Below are 14500 nucleotides of genomic sequence, written 5' to 3'. Positions count from 1 at the left end.
CGCACCGTGGTCTTGGGGATGGCGGTCGTCATCAGCATCCAGTGCTGGTCGGCCCAGCCTGACCAGCGCGCAGCTCTTCTAAGCGAGGCAGGTCCGCAGCGGGTACACCAGGCAGAGGGACCGTTGTCCCGTCCGTGAGCCTCGCCTGAACAGTCGTGGCCCACCGGCCGGGGGCGTTGGGACTCAGCTCCGCGACGGTGGCCCATGGCAGTCGCCTGGTCCTGAGTTGCGTGACCTCGATGCCGTCGACGTCCGCCGACGACCCGTTACGGGCCATCACCACGAAGCACAGTCCAGCGATGAAGTTGCTGACGGCGGACAGACGCGCGCCCCAGTGCAGGTCCTCGATGAAAAATGTCGCGATCAGGAGAATGCCGGTGACCGGTAGCCATACTCCAGCGAACGTGCGCCATTTCCTGCCCTGTTGCCGCCAGGTGCTTCGTGCACCAAGGTCTTCCCGCAACTCGCACTCCTCCCTCAGCGATCGGCGTCACCCTACGCAATATCCGAGGTGCGCGCGCATCGGCGGCTGATCGCAAAATCCACTCCGCGTCCTCAACTAGCCCCCGGTTCGCTCGACACGCAACCTCAGCTGACGGCTCGGATGAGCAGACCGATGAGCACCACTGCGATGACGAAGGCAGTCGACAAGATCACCTTCTCGTTCGGGTTCAACCGCCGCATCTGATGACGGTCACCCCTTCTGCTGGATCCAGCTCCGTGACGGCACGAGCGTCAAGGCGATGGTGCTCTACTATCCGACGAAGTATCTGCAACTTCCGCATGTCGCGCGCCTAAGCGGAAATGAGTTCGAGTGGAAGGACGGTTTGGCGATCCACCCTTCCCTCCCTGAGTCACTGGGTCCTTTCGCTCAGTTCCCGGCCCCGACGCTGCAGGACGACACGAATAATCGTGACGATCAGGACCGCAGGTACTGTTCCGACCAACGTGTGCTTGATTGTCGCCTGCCATGAGCATGGGACCGCTCTGAGCGGTTTTCTGCCAGGTTCATGGGACCACCTGGGTTGCCAGTCATGGGACCACTCGGCGCGCCTTGCCGGTGGGTCCTCGGATGGCTCGTTGGATCACCTCGTCAGTGTCGTCGGCGTGGAGGTCCAGCGGGCATGGGATTCAGGGAGGTCAGCGTGATCGAGGTCAGAGAAGTGTTACGTGGTTGGCTCGGTGGTGCGGGGTTACGCACCGTCGCGGCGCGGGCCGGGGTCGACCGGAAGACCGTGCGCCGGTACGTGCAGGCCGCGCAGGAGGCCGGGCTGGCCCGCTCCGCTGACGTGGCGACGGTCGACGACGAGCTGATCGGGGCGGTCCTGGAGGCGGTGCGCCCGGCGCGACCGGGCGGGCACGGCGCCTCCTGGGAGCTGCTGGCGGCCCGCGAGGAGGCGATCACCGCCTGGGTCAAGGGCGATGGGAAGGACGCCAAGGCGCTGTCGATCGTGAAGATCGAGGAGCTCCTGGCCCGGCAGGGCGTCGTGGTGCCGTACCGGACGCTGCACCGGTTCGCCACGCAGCGGTGCGGCTACCGGGCCAAGGAGACCACCGTGCGGGTCAATGATGGCGAGCCTGGTGTGGAGCTGCAGGTCGACTTCGGCCACATGGGCTACCTCACCGACGAAGACGGGCGGCGCCGCAAGGTCCACGCGTTGACCTTCACCGCCGTGGTGTCGCGGCACATGTTCGTGTGGTTGACCTACTCCCAAACCCTGACCGCGGTGATCGCCGGCTGTGAGGCCGCGTGGGCCTTCTTCGGTGGCGTGTTCAAAGTCCTGGTCCCGGACAACCTCAAACCGGTCGTGACCGACGCCGACCCGGTCAACCCGCGCCTGTCCACCGGGTGGCTGGACTACACCCAGCACGCCGGGTTCGTCACCGACCCCGCCCGGGTCCGCTCACCCAAGGACAAACCCAGGGTCGAGCGGGCGGTGCAGTTCGTCCGCGGCAACTTCTGGGCCGGCGAGGACTTCACCGACCTGACCGACGCCCAGGCCCGCGCCGAGGCCTGGTGCTCCGGTCGTGCCGGGATGCGGATCCACGGCACGACCCAGGCCCGCCCGACCGAGGTGTTCACCCAGCTCGAAGCGCCGGTGCTGCTGCCCGTGCCTGACCCGTATGACCAGCCCGTCTTCACCCGGGTCAAGGTCCACCGCGACTACCACGTCGAGGTCGCCAAGGCGCTGTACTCGATCCCCGAGGCCACCTGGGTCGGCACCTGGACGCCCGCGCCGACAGTCAGCTGGTCAAGCTGTACTCCACCGGCACCGGCGGCGGGCAGCTGGTCAAGACCCACCCCCGCCAACCTGCTGGTGGCCGGTCCACCGACCGGGCGGACCTGCCCGAGCACAAGGCAGGGTACGCGATGCGGGACCTGACCGCGCTGATCGGCACCTGCGCCGGGCACGGACCCAACATCGGGATCTACGCCGAGCGGCTGCTGGATGACCCGCTGCCCTGGACCAGGATGCGCTCGGTGTACCGCCTCCTGGGCCTGGTCCGCCGCTACGGACCCGACCCCGTGGAGACAGCCTGCTCCCGCTCGCTGGACCTGGACCTGGACGTGGTCAGCGTCACCAAGATCGCCAACATGCTGGCCAAGGCCACCGAAGACCACCAGCCGGTCCTGCCGGCGGCGGCCGGCACCCCCGGCGGACGGTTCGCCCGCGACCCGGGCGAGTACACCGGCGCTGGCGGGGTCCAGCTCACCCTCATCCCCGGCGGCCAAGCCGCCACCACCACACGCGAAGAGACCACTGATGAGCACCACCACCCTGGCGGACAGCGGCACTCGGTCCGGGCCGACCGACCCGGTCGGCGCCGACCTGACCCGCACCCTGAAAGCCCTCAAGCTCGGGCAGATGACCCAGACCCTGCCCGAACGCCTCGCCCTGGCCCGGCAACGCAAGATGGGCCACGCCGCGTTCCTGGAGCTCATCCTCGATGACGAGATCACCCGGCGGGAGTCCCGCTCGGCGATGCTGCGCGCCCGCACCGCGGGCCTGGACCCCACCATGCGGCTTCAGTCCTGGGACGAGCTGGAGGACCTGACCTACGACCGTGCCCTGCTGTCGGACCTGACCACCCTGGCCTTCACCGAGGCCGGCAACGGCGTCCTGCTCCTGGGACCCGTCGGCGTCGGCAAGACACACCTGGCCACCGCGCTGGGCCACATCGCGATCCGGCGGCGGCTGTCCGTGCACGCCGCCCGGGCGGACAAGCTGTTCACCCGGCTACGGGCCGCCCGCCTCGACAACACCCTGGAGGCCGAGTTCCGCAAGCTCGCCCGCGTCGACGTCCTCATCCTTGATGACTTCGCCCTGCGCCCCCTGGATGCCACCCAGACCAACGACTTTTACGAGCTTGTCGTGGAGCGGCACCGCCGGGCCAGCACGATCGTGACGTCCAATCGGGAGCCCTCCGAGTGGTTGACCATGACCAGCGACGCGCTGCTGGCCCAGTCCGCCGTCGACCGGCTCACCTCCGGAGCGCACACCCTCGTCATCGAGGGCACCTCCTACCGGCAACGCGACTCCCACCGGCGCGGCGGCCTTGACACCAAGGAGCAGGACCAGTGATGCTCACTCACACATCCAGGTGGTCCCATGCTCGTGGCAACACGGTGGTCCCATCACGCTGGCAAGCGACACTTGATCGACCCAGGTTCCCAGAACTCGCGAGTCGCCAGCGCTGCACCAACACCCAGACTAGGGCTAGCAGCACGCCGATCAGCCAGGCTTTCGGAGCGCTCATGGAATCTAGTGTGGCGGCACAGCAGCAGGGCCCCGCACTCAGAACGCCGGATCTGCCGCCTTGCGAGTGCACCTGCGACCCAGCTCTGAATGCGTGCGGCGAGCACCGTCGGACGCCATGATGTCAAGATGAACGGTGCCGACCGAGCGAGATGCCACAGGTGTGGCCGCGACGAGTTCGAGCGCGTTGAAGACGCGTCAGCCAGTGGGGCCGTCACCGAGGGCCTCTTCTTCGGAACCGTGGTCCGCCTCGAGTATCGCTGCACCGCATGCGGAGAGTTGACGAAGCTGATCCCGCCTGGCAGGGACGAGCGGTATCCGACTCGCGGATGACGTCCGCTCCTGCAACGAACCGCGTTTGGGCAGTTCCTCCCCTGCCGCCTACCGAGCCCCCAGAATGTCGTACATGGACTCAACTGCGGTCGACGACGAACTGCTCGAGCGACTAAGCCGTCTATCCGAGTCGGGCGACCCGCCGCCGTGGGCTTCCTCCGTCGAAGGTCGTGATCAAATGTCGAGCGTCACCTTCATCATGGTTGGCGCGGAGGGTGACCGCCGCGAGGACCTCTATATCTCTCGAGACAACGGGCCAGCGGACGCCGCCACTCACGACTTGATCGCAGAGTCCCGCAACGCCCTCCCGCTTCTCGTCGCGGAGATTCGGCGTCTTCGTGCACAGCTGGCGGAGCGGTAGAACGTCCGCTCTTGCCGCGGGTCGCTCGTTCCGCAGGTGCATCAATCCGCCGCCAGTGACGCACGCGTTTGCCGCATCGCGCGGCTGTCGAGGGGATGCCGCTGGCCCGTTCGCCCGGAGGCGTCGCTGGGCCACCGTCGTCGCCTCTTCCCGTGAGCAACGCGGAAGCGAATGCGCGGGACGCCCTCCGCCTCGCGGGTTGTCCGTGCCGCCCTTCAGGATGGCCGCTCCTCCAGAGAAGTGGTACCGCAGGAGACGCCGGTGGCCACTCATGGTTACTCCGCGGCCTTGGGGGATGAGTGCGGCCAGACGGGCCGCCACCGACCCAGGAGAAGACCATGGCTGCCACCATCACCACCCGCAAGCTCGTGTCGCTGACCGAGGCGGCCGACATCCTTGCGGTCTCGACGAAGACCGTGCGCCGCTACATCGCCGACGGGCACCTCGACGCCGTACGGCTCGGGCGCAAGACATTGCGGATCAAGCTCGACTCGATCGAGAGGTTCATCGACGCCCGACCAGTCGGCGGGTGCCGGAGGGCTGGGTGAGCGGCCCGGAGGTACCCAGAAGGTCCCGGCCGTTGTTCCTCGTTTGTTCCTCGGAGACAAGTCGAGGCCCTCGAAAGGGCCTCTGACCTGCGGTTATATGGTGGGCGATACTGGGTTTGAACCAGTGACCTCTTCCGTGTCAAGGAAGCGCGCTACCGCTGCGCCAATCGCCCTAGGCCAGGTGGAGCATCTGCGAGGTGGAGACGGGATTTGAACCCGTGTAGACGGCTTTGCAGGCCGTTGCCTCGCCTCTCGGCCACTCCACCGTGAGGCATTGTGGTGGTTGCCTCCGAGCGGACGACCGGGTTCGAACCGGCGACCTCAACCTTGGCAAGGTTGCGCTCTACCAACTGAGCTACGTCCGCATCTTCCCTCAGGTGTTCCCCTCAGGCGTCACGGAACATTATCCGACGTCCGGCCCAGTCACCAAATCCCGCGCGTCAGGAGGGGCCCGTGGGGCCAGGTCGGCGGGGCAGACGCTCAGGATCGTGGCGGTCCTCGATGTGCGAGAGGGGCTGGGCCGGCTCGCTGGACCGCTGCTCCCACCAGTCCCCCGCGCGCTCGATCGGCCCCCGATAGTCCTCCGTCGGCCACAGCCTGCGGATCGCGGCATTGGTGGCGGCACCGATGAGGATCGCGAGCGCCACCAGATAGAACCAGATCAGCACGATGATGGGAGCGGTCAGCGGTCCGAAGATCGTCGTGCCGCCCACCGCCACCGACGCCCAGGCCCGCAGCCCGAGCGAGCTCAACACCCAGATCACGGCAGCGACGACAGCACCGGGGAAGTCGCGATAGAAAGGCGTCTTCTCCTTCGGCGCGTAGTGATAGAGCGCTGTGAGCCCGACGAGCGCCAGCCCGCCGACCACGGGCCAGTAGGCGTTCACCAGGACGTCCAACTGCGCGGGCAGCCACTCGTGCAGCAGCCCCGGGCCGATGATCGCCAGGGGCACCAGGATGCCGGCCAGCAGGACCGCCCCGAGGTAGAGCCCCAAAGACATCGCCCGGGCACCCACGATGCTGCGCTCGCCCCTCTGGGCATACATGATCTGCACCGCGTCCATGAAGACGTGCAGCGCCCGTGATCCGGACCAGAGGCTGATCAGGAAGCCGATGGACAGCAGGTCCGCGCGTCCTCCGGCCAGGGTGTCCTCGACAGTCGGCACGATAATCTGGCTGACCACCTCGGGCGTCAGGAACTGCTCACTGAACTGCTCAATGGTGTCGGTCACCGTGGCCACGGCACCCGGGTCGAAGCGACCGGCGAAGAAGCCCACGCCGGCAAACAGCCCGAGGACCAGCGGTGGCAGGCACAGGAGCATGAAGAAGGCGGCTTCGGCCGACAGGCCGGTCACCCGATACCGGAAGGCGACGCGGAACACCTCGACCGCCAGCCGGGCGACGGGAAGCGCACCAGGGATCGGGGCAAGCACCCTGTAGACCCTGCGCCGCACCGTCATGACCCCTACGGTATGGCGATCAGCCGGGTGGGGGGAGGCGGGCGGGCTGTGTCGACGCTGCCTGCGCTCAGATGCCGCCACTGAGAGTGAGTCCGCCGTCCACGACCAGGGTCTGGCCGGTGACCCAGGACGCATCGTCCGAGGCCAGGAACGCCACTGCCGCCCCGATGTCGTCCGGCGCGCCGAGGCGTCCCAAGGGATAGGTCGCGGCGACCTCGGCCTCACGGCCTTCGAAGAGCGCCCCCGCAAACCGGGTCCGCACCACGGCCGGCGCCACGGCGTTGACCCGCACCTCGGGGGCGAGCTCGGCTGCCAGTTGTTGCGTGAGGTGGATGAGCGCGGCCTTGCTGGTCCCATAGAAGCCAATGCCGGCGGCTGGCTTCAGCCCGGCCACCGAGGCGATGTTGACGACCGCGCCACCTGGTGCGCCCAGACCGGCCGCGACAGCCTTGCGGGTCCAGGCCAAGGCAGCAAGGACGTTGACCTCCAGGATCTTGCGAAGGGCGCCCAGGTCAGCTTGGGCGAGAGGGCCGTATGAGGGGTTGATGCCGGTGTTGTTGACGAGCACGTCCAGAGATCCGAACTGCTCCAGCACCGCGGCCACGGTCGCGTCCTGGTGGTCCGGGTCGTCGGCAGAACCCGCAACCGCCATCGCCGTGTCGCCACCGAGCTCGGCGACCGCCGCGTCCAGACCCTCCTGCTTGCGCCCGGTCACACAGACCCGGCCGCCCTCCTGCACGATGCGCCGGGCGACGGCCAGACCGATCCCCCGGCTCGCCCCGGTGACCAGAGCCACCCGCCCCTCGAAGCGCCCTGTGATCGAAGCGGTGCTCTCCTGGCCCATGCGGCGTCTCCCTCGTCAGCCATGCCGAAGCACCCACCGTAGCGGTCGGCAGGCCCGGCCCCCCGGCATACTGGACAATGATGTAGCCGACAGCGTGGTCCGCTCCGCGCATCCCCCTGACGAAAGAACCTGATGGAAATCTGGCCCGGCAAGCCCTACCCGCTGGGTGCCACCTACGACGGCACCGGCGTGAACTTCGCCATCTTCTCCGAGGTCGCAACCGACGTCGACCTCTGCCTGATCGACGACGAAGGGAGCGAGACGCGGGTCCCGCTGACGGAGGTCGACGCCCACGTCTGGCACTGCTACCTCCCGCAGATCCAGCCCGGGCAGCGTTATGGCTTCCGCGTGCACGGGCCCTACGCCCCCGATGAGGGCCACCGGTGCAACCCGGCCAAGCTGCTGCTCGACCCCTACGCCCGTGCCTTCGACGGGCAGGTCTCTGGGGAACAGCCGGTCTTCTCCTACGACTTCGACGCTCCTGACTCAGTCAACGAGGAGGACTCGCTCGGGCACACGATGCTGTCGGTGGTGGTCAACCCGTTCTTCGACTGGGAGCACGACCGGCCCCCGCGTCACGAATACCACGACAGCGTCATCTATGAGATGCACGTCAAAGGGCTGTCGATGCTGCACCCGGACGTGCCGGAGAACATCCGGGGGACCTATGCCGCGCTCGGGCACCCGGCGATCATCGAGCACCTGCAGTCACTGGGGGTCACGGCCGTGGAGCTGCTGCCGGTCCACCAGTTCGTCCAGGAGCGCACCCTGCTGGACCAAGGGTTGAGCAACTACTGGGGCTACAACACGATCGGCTTCCTGGCCCCCCACAACGGCTATGCCGCCCACGGTTCCCAGGGCCAGCAGGTCACCGAGTTCAAGACCATGGTCAAGAACCTGCACGTCGCGGGGATCGAGGTCATCCTGGACGTGGTCTACAACCACACGGCAGAGGGCAACCACCTCGGGCCGACCCTTGCCTTCCGCGGCATCGACAACAAGAGCTACTACCGGCTCGTGGACAGCGACCCGTCGCACTACTACGACACCACCGGCACCGGCAACAGCCTGTTGATGCGCAGCCCGCACGTCCTGCAGCTCATCATGGACTCGCTGCGCTACTGGGTCACCGAGATGCACGTGGACGGTTTCCGCTTCGACCTGGCAGCAACCCTGGCCCGTCAGTTCCACGAGGTGGACAAGCTGTCGGCGTTCTTCGACATCATCCAGCAGGACCCGGTGATCTCCCAGGTCAAGCTCATCGCCGAGCCCTGGGATCTCGGCGACGGTGGCTACCAGGTCGGCAACTTCCCGCCGCTGTGGACGGAGTGGAACGGCCGCTACCGCGACACCGTGCGCGACTACTGGCGCGGTCTGCCCTCGACCCTCGGCGAGTTCGCCTCGCGGATCACCGGCTCCTCCGACCTCTATGCCCACAGCGGCCGGCGCCCGATCGCCTCGATCAACTTCGTCACCGCTCACGACGGCTTCACCCTGCGGGACCTGGTGTCCTACAACCAGAAGCACAACGAGGCCAACGGCGAGTCGGGTCAGGATGGTGAGAGCCACAACCGGTCCTGGAACAACGGCGTGGAGGGGCCGACGGACGATCCGGAGATCAACGCGCTGCGCCTGAAGCAGCAGAAGAACTTCCTGGTCACCCTCCTGCTCAGCCAGGGCGTGCCGATGCTCCTGCACGGCGACGAGATGGGCCGCACCCAGCTGGGCAACAACAACGTCTATGCCCAGGACAACGAGCTGTCCTGGGTGGACTGGGGCCTGGACACCGAACAGCAGGACCTGCTCGACTTCACGACCCGGGTCATCAAGCTCCGCATGGAGCACCCGGTCTTCCGGCGCCGGCGGTTCTTTGCCGGTGACGCGGACCACGGCGGGCAGAGCGACCTGGGTGACATCGTCTGGTATGCCCCCATGGGCCTGGTCATGGACGAGGACGCCTGGCGTTCACACTTCGCCCGCTCGATCATGGTCTTCCTCAACGGCGAGGCCATCGCCGCGCCAGACCGGATGGGCCGGCCCGTCACCGACGACCACTTCCTGCTGCTCTTCAACGCCCACCACGAGTCGGTCGACTTTACGATCCCGGACGGCATCGACGCCGCCACGTGGTCGGTGGTCCTCGACACCACGGGCGAGGAGCACAAGGAGGACTGGGTGACAGGTCAGACCTACACCGCTCCTCCCCGGTCGGTCATCGTGCTGACCGGAACGCCCCAGCCGGGTCTCGCCTAGCCCGCGGGTCGTCATACGGTCCGCAGGTCCCCGGCCGCACGGCAGTGGTCAGCTCGCGGCGAGCCGTGCCTTCTCCGTGTCGATGTCGAAGTCTGCCTCGGGCCACTGCAGGTCCAGCGCCCGCAGGTGCTCCAGGAGGAGCTGCTGGACGGCCAGCCGCGCATACCACTTGCGGTCGGCGGGCACGACGTGCCAGGGCGCGGTGTCGGTGGAGGTCTTGTCCATGATGGCCTGGTAGGCCTCCATGTAGTCGTCCCAGCGCTCGCGGGTGTCGATGTCCCCCGGGTTGTACTTCCAGTACTTCTCCGGGTTGTCGAGCCGCTCGGCCAGCCGCTCCTCCTGTTCATCCTTGGAGATGTGCAGCATGACCTTGATGAGCGTCGTGTCGTCGGCCACGAGCTCCTGCTCAAAGTCGTTGATGGTGCTGTAACGCCGACTCCAGGTGGCCTTGGGCACCAGCTCCTCGACCCGCACGATGAGCACGTCCTCATAGTGCGAGCGGTCGAAGACCCCGATCATCCCGGCCCCGGGCAGCGCCTTGCGGATGCGCCACAGGAAGGGGTGCTCCAGCTCCTCCTTGGTCGGGGCTTTGAAGGCGGTGATCTGCGTGCCCTGCGGGTCGACAGCGCCCACGACATGGCGCATGATGCCGCCTTTGCCCGCCGTGTCGAGCCCCTGGATCAGCAGCAGGATCTTCTCGGTCCCACCGCTCGTCCCGTGTGCATAGAGCTGCTCCTGCAGGTCGTCCATCTCGTCGTCGGCAGCGCGCAGGGCTTCCTGTCCATCCTTCTTGTCGCCGTCGAACGCGGGGGTGTCCCTGGTGTCGACGTCGTCCAGGACAAATCCCTGGCCCACTCGGAGCGCGTCTGAGAAGGGGGTGGCGGAGGTCTTCTTCGACTTCTTCGACTTCTTCTTGCTCATCAGGCCATCCTTGCACCCGTGGCGTCACAATGGAGGGCATGGTGATGTTGTCCGAGGGTGCCAGGTCCACCGAGCAACTGCTGAGGGAGTATGCCGTCACGTCCGGACGGTGGGTCCGGGCCAACTTCGTCACCACCCTGGACGGGCATGCCACCGGGGGTGACGGGCTGTCGGGGTCGATCAACTCCGCAGCCGACAAGGCCGTCTTTGACGTGCTGCGTGCGCTGGCCGACGTGGTGGTTGTCGGAGCGGGCACGATCCGGGCCGAGGGTTATGGGCGGCTGCGGACCGAGGACCCCGAGCTCCTGGCCGCACGCCGCGCGGCCGGGCGCTCCGACCACCCGTTGTTGGCGGTCGTCACCGCCTCCGGCCACCTGCCGGAGAAGGTGCTGGAGCCTGATGCCGACGCCGGAGACCTGTTGGTGCTGTGCGCCGAGGCGGTCCAGGACGATCTGGCTCAGCGGCTCGGCGAGGATGCGGTCATCGCGTGTGGCGCCGACACCGTCGAGGCGACCAGAGCGATCGAGGCACTGCACGGGCGCGGCCTGGACCAGGTGCTGACCGAGGGTGGGCCGCACCTGCTCGGCGGGTGGTTGGGTGCCGGCGTCCTGGACGAACTGTGCCTCACGGTGCGGCCGGTGGTCGTGGGCGGCACCGGGCCCCGACTGTTGGAGGCACCCGCGGCTGACGGTGCGCTGGCTCAGTTCGAGCTGCTCCAGGCCCTGGCCATCGAGGGGGACCTGATCCTGCGTTACGCGGTCCGGCGCTAGCTCCTGCACACCGCTGGCGCTCACGCAGGGGCACCGAGTCCAGGCGAGCATCGCCTGCCCGGGTCCAACTGCATGGATCCTTCACGCCATGCGCCGATCGGGGTGTGAAGGATCCATCCAACTGCACGCCCAGGTGTGGCGCGAGTGGCGCCTGGGACACCGCGGTGGAGTCCAGGCAGCATGGTGGGTCAGCTCGTGATGGTGGTTCAGCTCGTGCGGGAGATGATGGCGAAGGCGATCGCACCGACGAGCAGCTGTGCCACCAGCAGCAGGGTCAGCACCATCGGCACATAGGCGCCGAGCCCGATGGCCACCGCGGCGGCTCCGGTCAGGGGGAAGGCCGCCAGCCCCAGCACGGCCAGCGAGCGGGTCAGGACCGCGTCGTCCCGCTCATCGCCCTGCTGGGTGAAGGCCCGCTCAAAGCTGGTGGCGCGGCCCGGACTGCGAGTCACGCGCCAGGCCACCACCGCGACGCCGAGCACGCCGACGGCGCCCCCCTGCAGGAAGCCGGTGCCCATGTTGCCCGGTCCGTGCTCACGCAGCAGGAGGCCGACCACGATCACTCCCCCGAGGGCGACCATCATGGTGAGCAGTGCGATGGCCTTCTGGCGGCTGCTCATCTCAGTTGTCGACATGGAAGATCTCCTCAACGGTGCTGTGGAAGTGGCGGGCGATGGCGATCGCCAAGGGAAGTGAAGGGTCGTAGCGACCGGTCTCGATCGAGTTGACCGTCTGGCGAGACACCTGCAGGACCTCCCCCAGCTCGCGCTGGGACAGTCCCGCTGCGAGCCTCAGCTCGCGGACATCGTTGCGCACAGAACCCTCCGGATGTGTCATGCTTCCTTGACATGTCAAGGTTACTTGACACGATGGCCAGCGTCAAGCGACCTTGTCATAAGGGTCGCGTGCCGAAGCCAACCCGCTGGCCCCACAGCGCACGTGAACGCCCCCGAAATTGCGCGACGGGGGTCAGAACTACGCCAAAAAGGGCCGGTCAGGCGAGGAAGTCGCGGACCGCCTGCTCCCAGCGCTGGGTGTCGGTGTTCCACTCGCGGCAGTGCAGCGGTCCGTCCCACAGGTCCAGCGTGATCAGGTCCGGGCGCTTCTCCGCGAGAGCCTCCGACGGACCGAACGGCACCACATCGTCGCTGCGTGAGTGCATCAGCAGCATCGGGTGGCGCAGCTCGTCGGAGCGGGCCACCCAGTTGGTGACCGCGATGTCCAGCGGCTCGGCCACGCCCACCAGGTGGCGGGTGGCCTTGCGCCCCATCAGCAGCTTGCCCAGCATGCTGGCCGCCCGCGGGATCTTGTTGAGGTCGGCGTTGTGGGTCAGCACCACGCCCCAGTCGATCACGGGGCAGTCCAGGACGACCCGGTTCACGAACTGCGCGAAGTCGGAGCGGTCCAGGGTCTGCAGCACGATCGCCCCGCCCATCGACCAGCCCAAGAGGGTGACCTGCTTGGCACCCCTGCCCACGGCATAGATGATCGCCGCCTCGATGTCGCGCCACTCGGACAGACCCAGGTTGTAGCGGCCGTCCGCGCTGGGTGGTGCGCCCTGGTCGTTGCGGTACTTCGGCACCAGCGAGGTGAAGCCAAGGTCGTGCAGGAGCGGCAGCGCACGGATCGTCTCCTCGCGCTTGGCCGAGCGGCCGTGGACCAGCACCGCCCACTCGCCAGGACGCTCCGCCTCCTCCCGGGGCGGCACCAGCCAGGCCGGCAGGTCACCGATGTCCGAGGGCACGTGCACGTTTTCGAACTCGAGACCGACCGCCGTCCCCGGGTCGCCGCAGTAGTAGTAGCTGTTCCACCGGGCTGGCCCCGGGACGAGGCGGCCCTCGTCGAGGTCGAGCAGCTCGCGGACCACCGTGCGGTCCACCGACCTGCGCGGCGTCAGGTCGCTTGAGATGACGTCACCCACCCGGGCGTGCCCCTCTCCGTGGTCGAGCCACAGGCCGTAGCGCCCCGGCGAGAGGGTGTGCGGGGCGGCGACGAAGGTGATGGTGCTGGCATCCGGTCCGTCGCGGTCGATCGAGACGATCCAGGTGTCGTCCTTCTTCTCGTGCTCCGGGGTCACCACCCGGCGCGCAAAATAGGTTGCCACCCCCAGGGAGGCCAGGGCCGCAGCCACACTCACGCCCACGCTGCCCACCGCCAGCACGGTGCCGAGCCGGGGCACCACCCTCACCTCAGCCACCCAGCACCTCCGAGAGATCAAAGTCGACCGGTTGCTCCAGCTGTCCAAAGGTGCAGCGGGACGGTTCACGGTCCGGCCGCCAACGGACGAACTGCGCCGTGTGTCGGAAGCGCCGGCCCTCCATGTAGTCGAACCTGACCTCGACGACCCGTTCGGGACGCAGCGGGACGAACGAGAGGTCCTTGCCGGCGTTCCACCGGCTGGTCTCGTTCTTGCGGGGGGTCCCCTCGAAGGAAGCTCCCCAGTCCCACGGGTGGCCCTTGATGTCGGTGACCAGCGGCGCCAGCTCGCTGAGCAGCTCGCGGCGGCGCGCCATCGGCAAGGCGCCGACGACCCCGACCGACGCGAGAGTGCCGTCCTCGTCATAGAGCCCGAGGAGCAGGGAGCCGAGCGCGTCCGGGCCCGACTTGTGCAGGCGGTAGCCCGCGACGACACAGTCGGCGGTGCGCTCGTGCTTGATCTTGCTCTGCACGCGCTTGTCCGGTTGGTAGGTGCCCTGCGGGTCCTTGGCGATCAGCCCGTCGAGACCCGCCCCCTCGAACTGGACGAACCACTCCTGCGCGACGTCGGGGTCACGGGTCAGCGGCGTCAGATAGACCGGTGGCTGGGCGGTGGCCAGCGCCTCCTCGAGCCTGACCCGACGCTGCTCCAGCGGCAGCCCGGTCAGGTCGTCGTCACCCAGCGCCAGCAGGTCGAAGGCCACGAACGCCGCCGGTGTCTCGACCGAGAGCTTGCGCACGCGGGAGTCGGCCGGGTGGATCCGCTGCTGCAGCACCTCGAAGTCGAGCCGGTCGGCCTCGGGGTCGGCATAGATGATCTCCCCGTCGATGACGGCGCGCTGGGGGAAGTTCGCCAGGACGGCGTCGACGACCTCCGGGAAGTAGCGCGTCATCGGCTTCTCGTTGCGCGAACCGATCTCGACCTCGTCACCGTCGCGGAAGATGATCGAGCGGAAGCCGTCCCACTTGGGCTCATACAGCTGGCCCTGCGGGATCCCCTTGACCGGCTTGGCGAGCATCGGCTTCACCGGCGGCATGACGGGCAGGTCCATGGCG

Annotated in this window: 15 protein-coding genes and 3 tRNA genes; 7 read left to right on the top strand and 11 right to left on the bottom strand. The window is 67.9% G+C overall.

The window, feature by feature from the left end; genetic code table 11:
- Positions 1-31 precede the first annotated feature (31 nt).
- On the bottom strand, positions 32-277 hold the full coding sequence (locus NF557_RS17790; RefSeq protein WP_370584228.1) for a PH domain-containing protein: 246 nt from the start codon (positions 275-277) through the stop codon (positions 32-34).
- Between the two features lie 868 nt (positions 278-1145).
- Here NF557_RS17790 and istA point away from each other — a divergent pair.
- The 5 genes from istA (at position 1146) to NF557_RS07390 (ending at position 5000) form a co-directional block, all read left to right on the top strand.
- Positions 1146-2384: an IS21 family transposase gene (istA, locus tag NF557_RS07410; RefSeq protein WP_252623165.1), complete on the top strand. Its 1239-nt coding sequence runs from the start codon at positions 1146-1148 to the stop codon at positions 2382-2384.
- A complete protein-coding gene (locus NF557_RS07405; protein ID WP_252623162.1) occupies positions 2372-2953 on the top strand; it encodes a hypothetical protein in 582 nt (193 codons plus the stop codon). Before istA ends, NF557_RS07405 begins: the two co-directional genes overlap by 13 nt.
- Positions 2868-3584: an IS21-like element helper ATPase IstB gene (istB, locus tag NF557_RS07400; RefSeq protein ID WP_252623160.1), complete on the top strand. Its 717-nt coding sequence runs from the start codon at positions 2868-2870 to the stop codon at positions 3582-3584. Before NF557_RS07405 ends, istB begins: the two co-directional genes overlap by 86 nt.
- A gap of 580 nt (positions 3585-4164) precedes the next feature.
- On the top strand, positions 4165-4452 hold the full coding sequence (locus tag NF557_RS07395) for a hypothetical protein (protein WP_252623157.1): 288 nt from the start codon (positions 4165-4167) through the stop codon (positions 4450-4452).
- 338 nt (positions 4453-4790) lie between these two features.
- Entirely contained in the window at positions 4791-5000 is a 210-nt protein-coding gene (locus NF557_RS07390) for a helix-turn-helix domain-containing protein (RefSeq protein WP_143783239.1), read from the top strand.
- A 98-nt stretch (positions 5001-5098) separates the two neighbouring features.
- On the opposite strand, the gene NF557_RS07385 is transcribed toward NF557_RS07390, so the two are convergent.
- The 5 genes from NF557_RS07385 to NF557_RS07365 form a co-directional block, all read right to left on the bottom strand.
- Positions 5099-5173, bottom strand: a tRNA-Val gene (locus NF557_RS07385).
- Between the two features lie 22 nt (positions 5174-5195).
- A tRNA-Cys gene (locus NF557_RS07380) sits at positions 5196-5266 on the bottom strand.
- A 26-nt stretch (positions 5267-5292) separates the two neighbouring features.
- Positions 5293-5365, bottom strand: a tRNA-Gly gene (locus NF557_RS07375).
- A gap of 75 nt (positions 5366-5440) precedes the next feature.
- Positions 5441-6460 carry a YihY/virulence factor BrkB family protein gene (locus tag NF557_RS07370; RefSeq protein WP_252623154.1) on the bottom strand — a complete coding sequence of 340 codons (1020 nt, stop codon included), beginning with the start codon at positions 6458-6460 and terminating at the stop codon, positions 5441-5443.
- A gap of 67 nt (positions 6461-6527) precedes the next feature.
- Positions 6528-7304: an SDR family oxidoreductase gene (locus tag NF557_RS07365; RefSeq protein WP_252623152.1), complete on the bottom strand. Its 777-nt coding sequence runs from the start codon at positions 7302-7304 to the stop codon at positions 6528-6530.
- Between the two features lie 132 nt (positions 7305-7436).
- Here NF557_RS07365 and glgX point away from each other — a divergent pair, with 132 nt between their 5' ends.
- The gene (gene glgX / locus NF557_RS07360; protein WP_252623149.1) at positions 7437-9557 is read left to right on the top strand and encodes a glycogen debranching protein GlgX; all 2121 of its coding nucleotides are present in this window, start codon (positions 7437-7439) and stop codon (positions 9555-9557) included.
- 48 nt (positions 9558-9605) lie between these two features.
- On the opposite strand, the gene NF557_RS07355 is transcribed toward glgX, so the two are convergent.
- Positions 9606-10478 carry a polyphosphate kinase 2 family protein gene (locus tag NF557_RS07355; protein WP_252623146.1) on the bottom strand — a complete coding sequence of 291 codons (873 nt, stop codon included), beginning with the start codon at positions 10476-10478 and terminating at the stop codon, positions 9606-9608.
- A gap of 38 nt (positions 10479-10516) precedes the next feature.
- On the opposite strand from NF557_RS07355, the gene NF557_RS07350 reads away from it, so the two are divergent.
- Entirely contained in the window at positions 10517-11248 is a 732-nt protein-coding gene (locus NF557_RS07350; protein WP_252623143.1) for a dihydrofolate reductase family protein, read from the top strand.
- 206 nt (positions 11249-11454) lie between these two features.
- On the opposite strand, the gene NF557_RS07345 is transcribed toward NF557_RS07350, so the two are convergent.
- The 4 genes from NF557_RS07345 to NF557_RS07330 all read right to left on the bottom strand — a co-directional run bounded on the left by NF557_RS07345 (position 11455) and on the right by NF557_RS07330 (position 14496).
- Positions 11455-11883, bottom strand: coding sequence for a hypothetical protein (locus tag NF557_RS07345; protein ID WP_252623141.1), 429 nt, complete (start codon positions 11881-11883; stop codon positions 11455-11457).
- A complete protein-coding gene (locus tag NF557_RS07340; RefSeq protein WP_252623138.1) occupies positions 11870-12064 on the bottom strand; it encodes a helix-turn-helix transcriptional regulator in 195 nt (64 codons plus the stop codon). The genes NF557_RS07345 and NF557_RS07340 overlap by 14 nt, the downstream gene beginning before the upstream one ends.
- Positions 12065-12242: 178 nt before the next feature.
- Complete coding sequence (locus tag NF557_RS07335) at positions 12243-13445, bottom strand: alpha/beta hydrolase (protein ID WP_252623135.1); 1203 nt, start codon at positions 13443-13445, stop codon at positions 12243-12245.
- Positions 13438-14496, bottom strand: a complete 1059-nt coding sequence (locus NF557_RS07330; protein WP_252623133.1) for an ATP-dependent DNA ligase — start codon at positions 14494-14496, stop codon at positions 13438-13440. The genes NF557_RS07335 and NF557_RS07330 overlap by 8 nt, the downstream gene beginning before the upstream one ends.
- Positions 14497-14500 lie beyond the last annotated feature (4 nt).

The sequence above is a fragment of the Ornithinimicrobium cryptoxanthini genome, assembly GCF_023923205.1.
Lineage (GTDB): Bacteria > Actinomycetota > Actinomycetes > Actinomycetales > Dermatophilaceae > Ornithinicoccus > Ornithinicoccus cryptoxanthini.
The sequence above is the reverse complement of the archived record's forward strand: the minus strand, read 5'-3'. Positions and strand labels throughout refer to the sequence as shown.

What these genes read in the sequence shown, in the direction of transcription:
- NF557_RS17790 (WP_370584228.1), bottom strand. Translation starts at nt 277, where the DNA reads ATGGCCCGTAACGGGTCGTCGGCGGACGTCGACGGCATCGAGGTCACG.
- NF557_RS07405 (WP_252623162.1), top strand. Translation starts at nt 2,372, where the DNA reads ATGCGGGACCTGACCGCGCTGATCGGCACCTGCGCCGGGCACGGACCC.
- istB (WP_252623160.1), top strand. Translation starts at nt 2,868, where the DNA reads ATGACCCAGACCCTGCCCGAACGCCTCGCCCTGGCCCGGCAACGCAAG.
- NF557_RS07395 (WP_252623157.1), top strand. Translation starts at nt 4,165, where the DNA reads ATGGACTCAACTGCGGTCGACGACGAACTGCTCGAGCGACTAAGCCGT.
- NF557_RS07390 (WP_143783239.1), top strand. Translation starts at nt 4,791, where the DNA reads ATGGCTGCCACCATCACCACCCGCAAGCTCGTGTCGCTGACCGAGGCG.
- NF557_RS07370 (WP_252623154.1), bottom strand. Translation starts at nt 6,460, where the DNA reads ATGACGGTGCGGCGCAGGGTCTACAGGGTGCTTGCCCCGATCCCTGGT.
- NF557_RS07365 (WP_252623152.1), bottom strand. Translation starts at nt 7,304, where the DNA reads ATGGGCCAGGAGAGCACCGCTTCGATCACAGGGCGCTTCGAGGGGCGG.
- glgX (WP_252623149.1), top strand. Translation starts at nt 7,437, where the DNA reads ATGGAAATCTGGCCCGGCAAGCCCTACCCGCTGGGTGCCACCTACGAC.
- NF557_RS07355 (WP_252623146.1), bottom strand. Translation starts at nt 10,478, where the DNA reads ATGAGCAAGAAGAAGTCGAAGAAGTCGAAGAAGACCTCCGCCACCCCC.
- NF557_RS07350 (WP_252623143.1), top strand. Translation starts at nt 10,517, where the DNA reads ATGGTGATGTTGTCCGAGGGTGCCAGGTCCACCGAGCAACTGCTGAGG.
- NF557_RS07345 (WP_252623141.1), bottom strand. Translation starts at nt 11,883, where the DNA reads ATGTCGACAACTGAGATGAGCAGCCGCCAGAAGGCCATCGCACTGCTC.
- NF557_RS07330 (WP_252623133.1), bottom strand. Translation starts at nt 14,496, where the DNA reads ATGGACCTGCCCGTCATGCCGCCGGTGAAGCCGATGCTCGCCAAGCCG.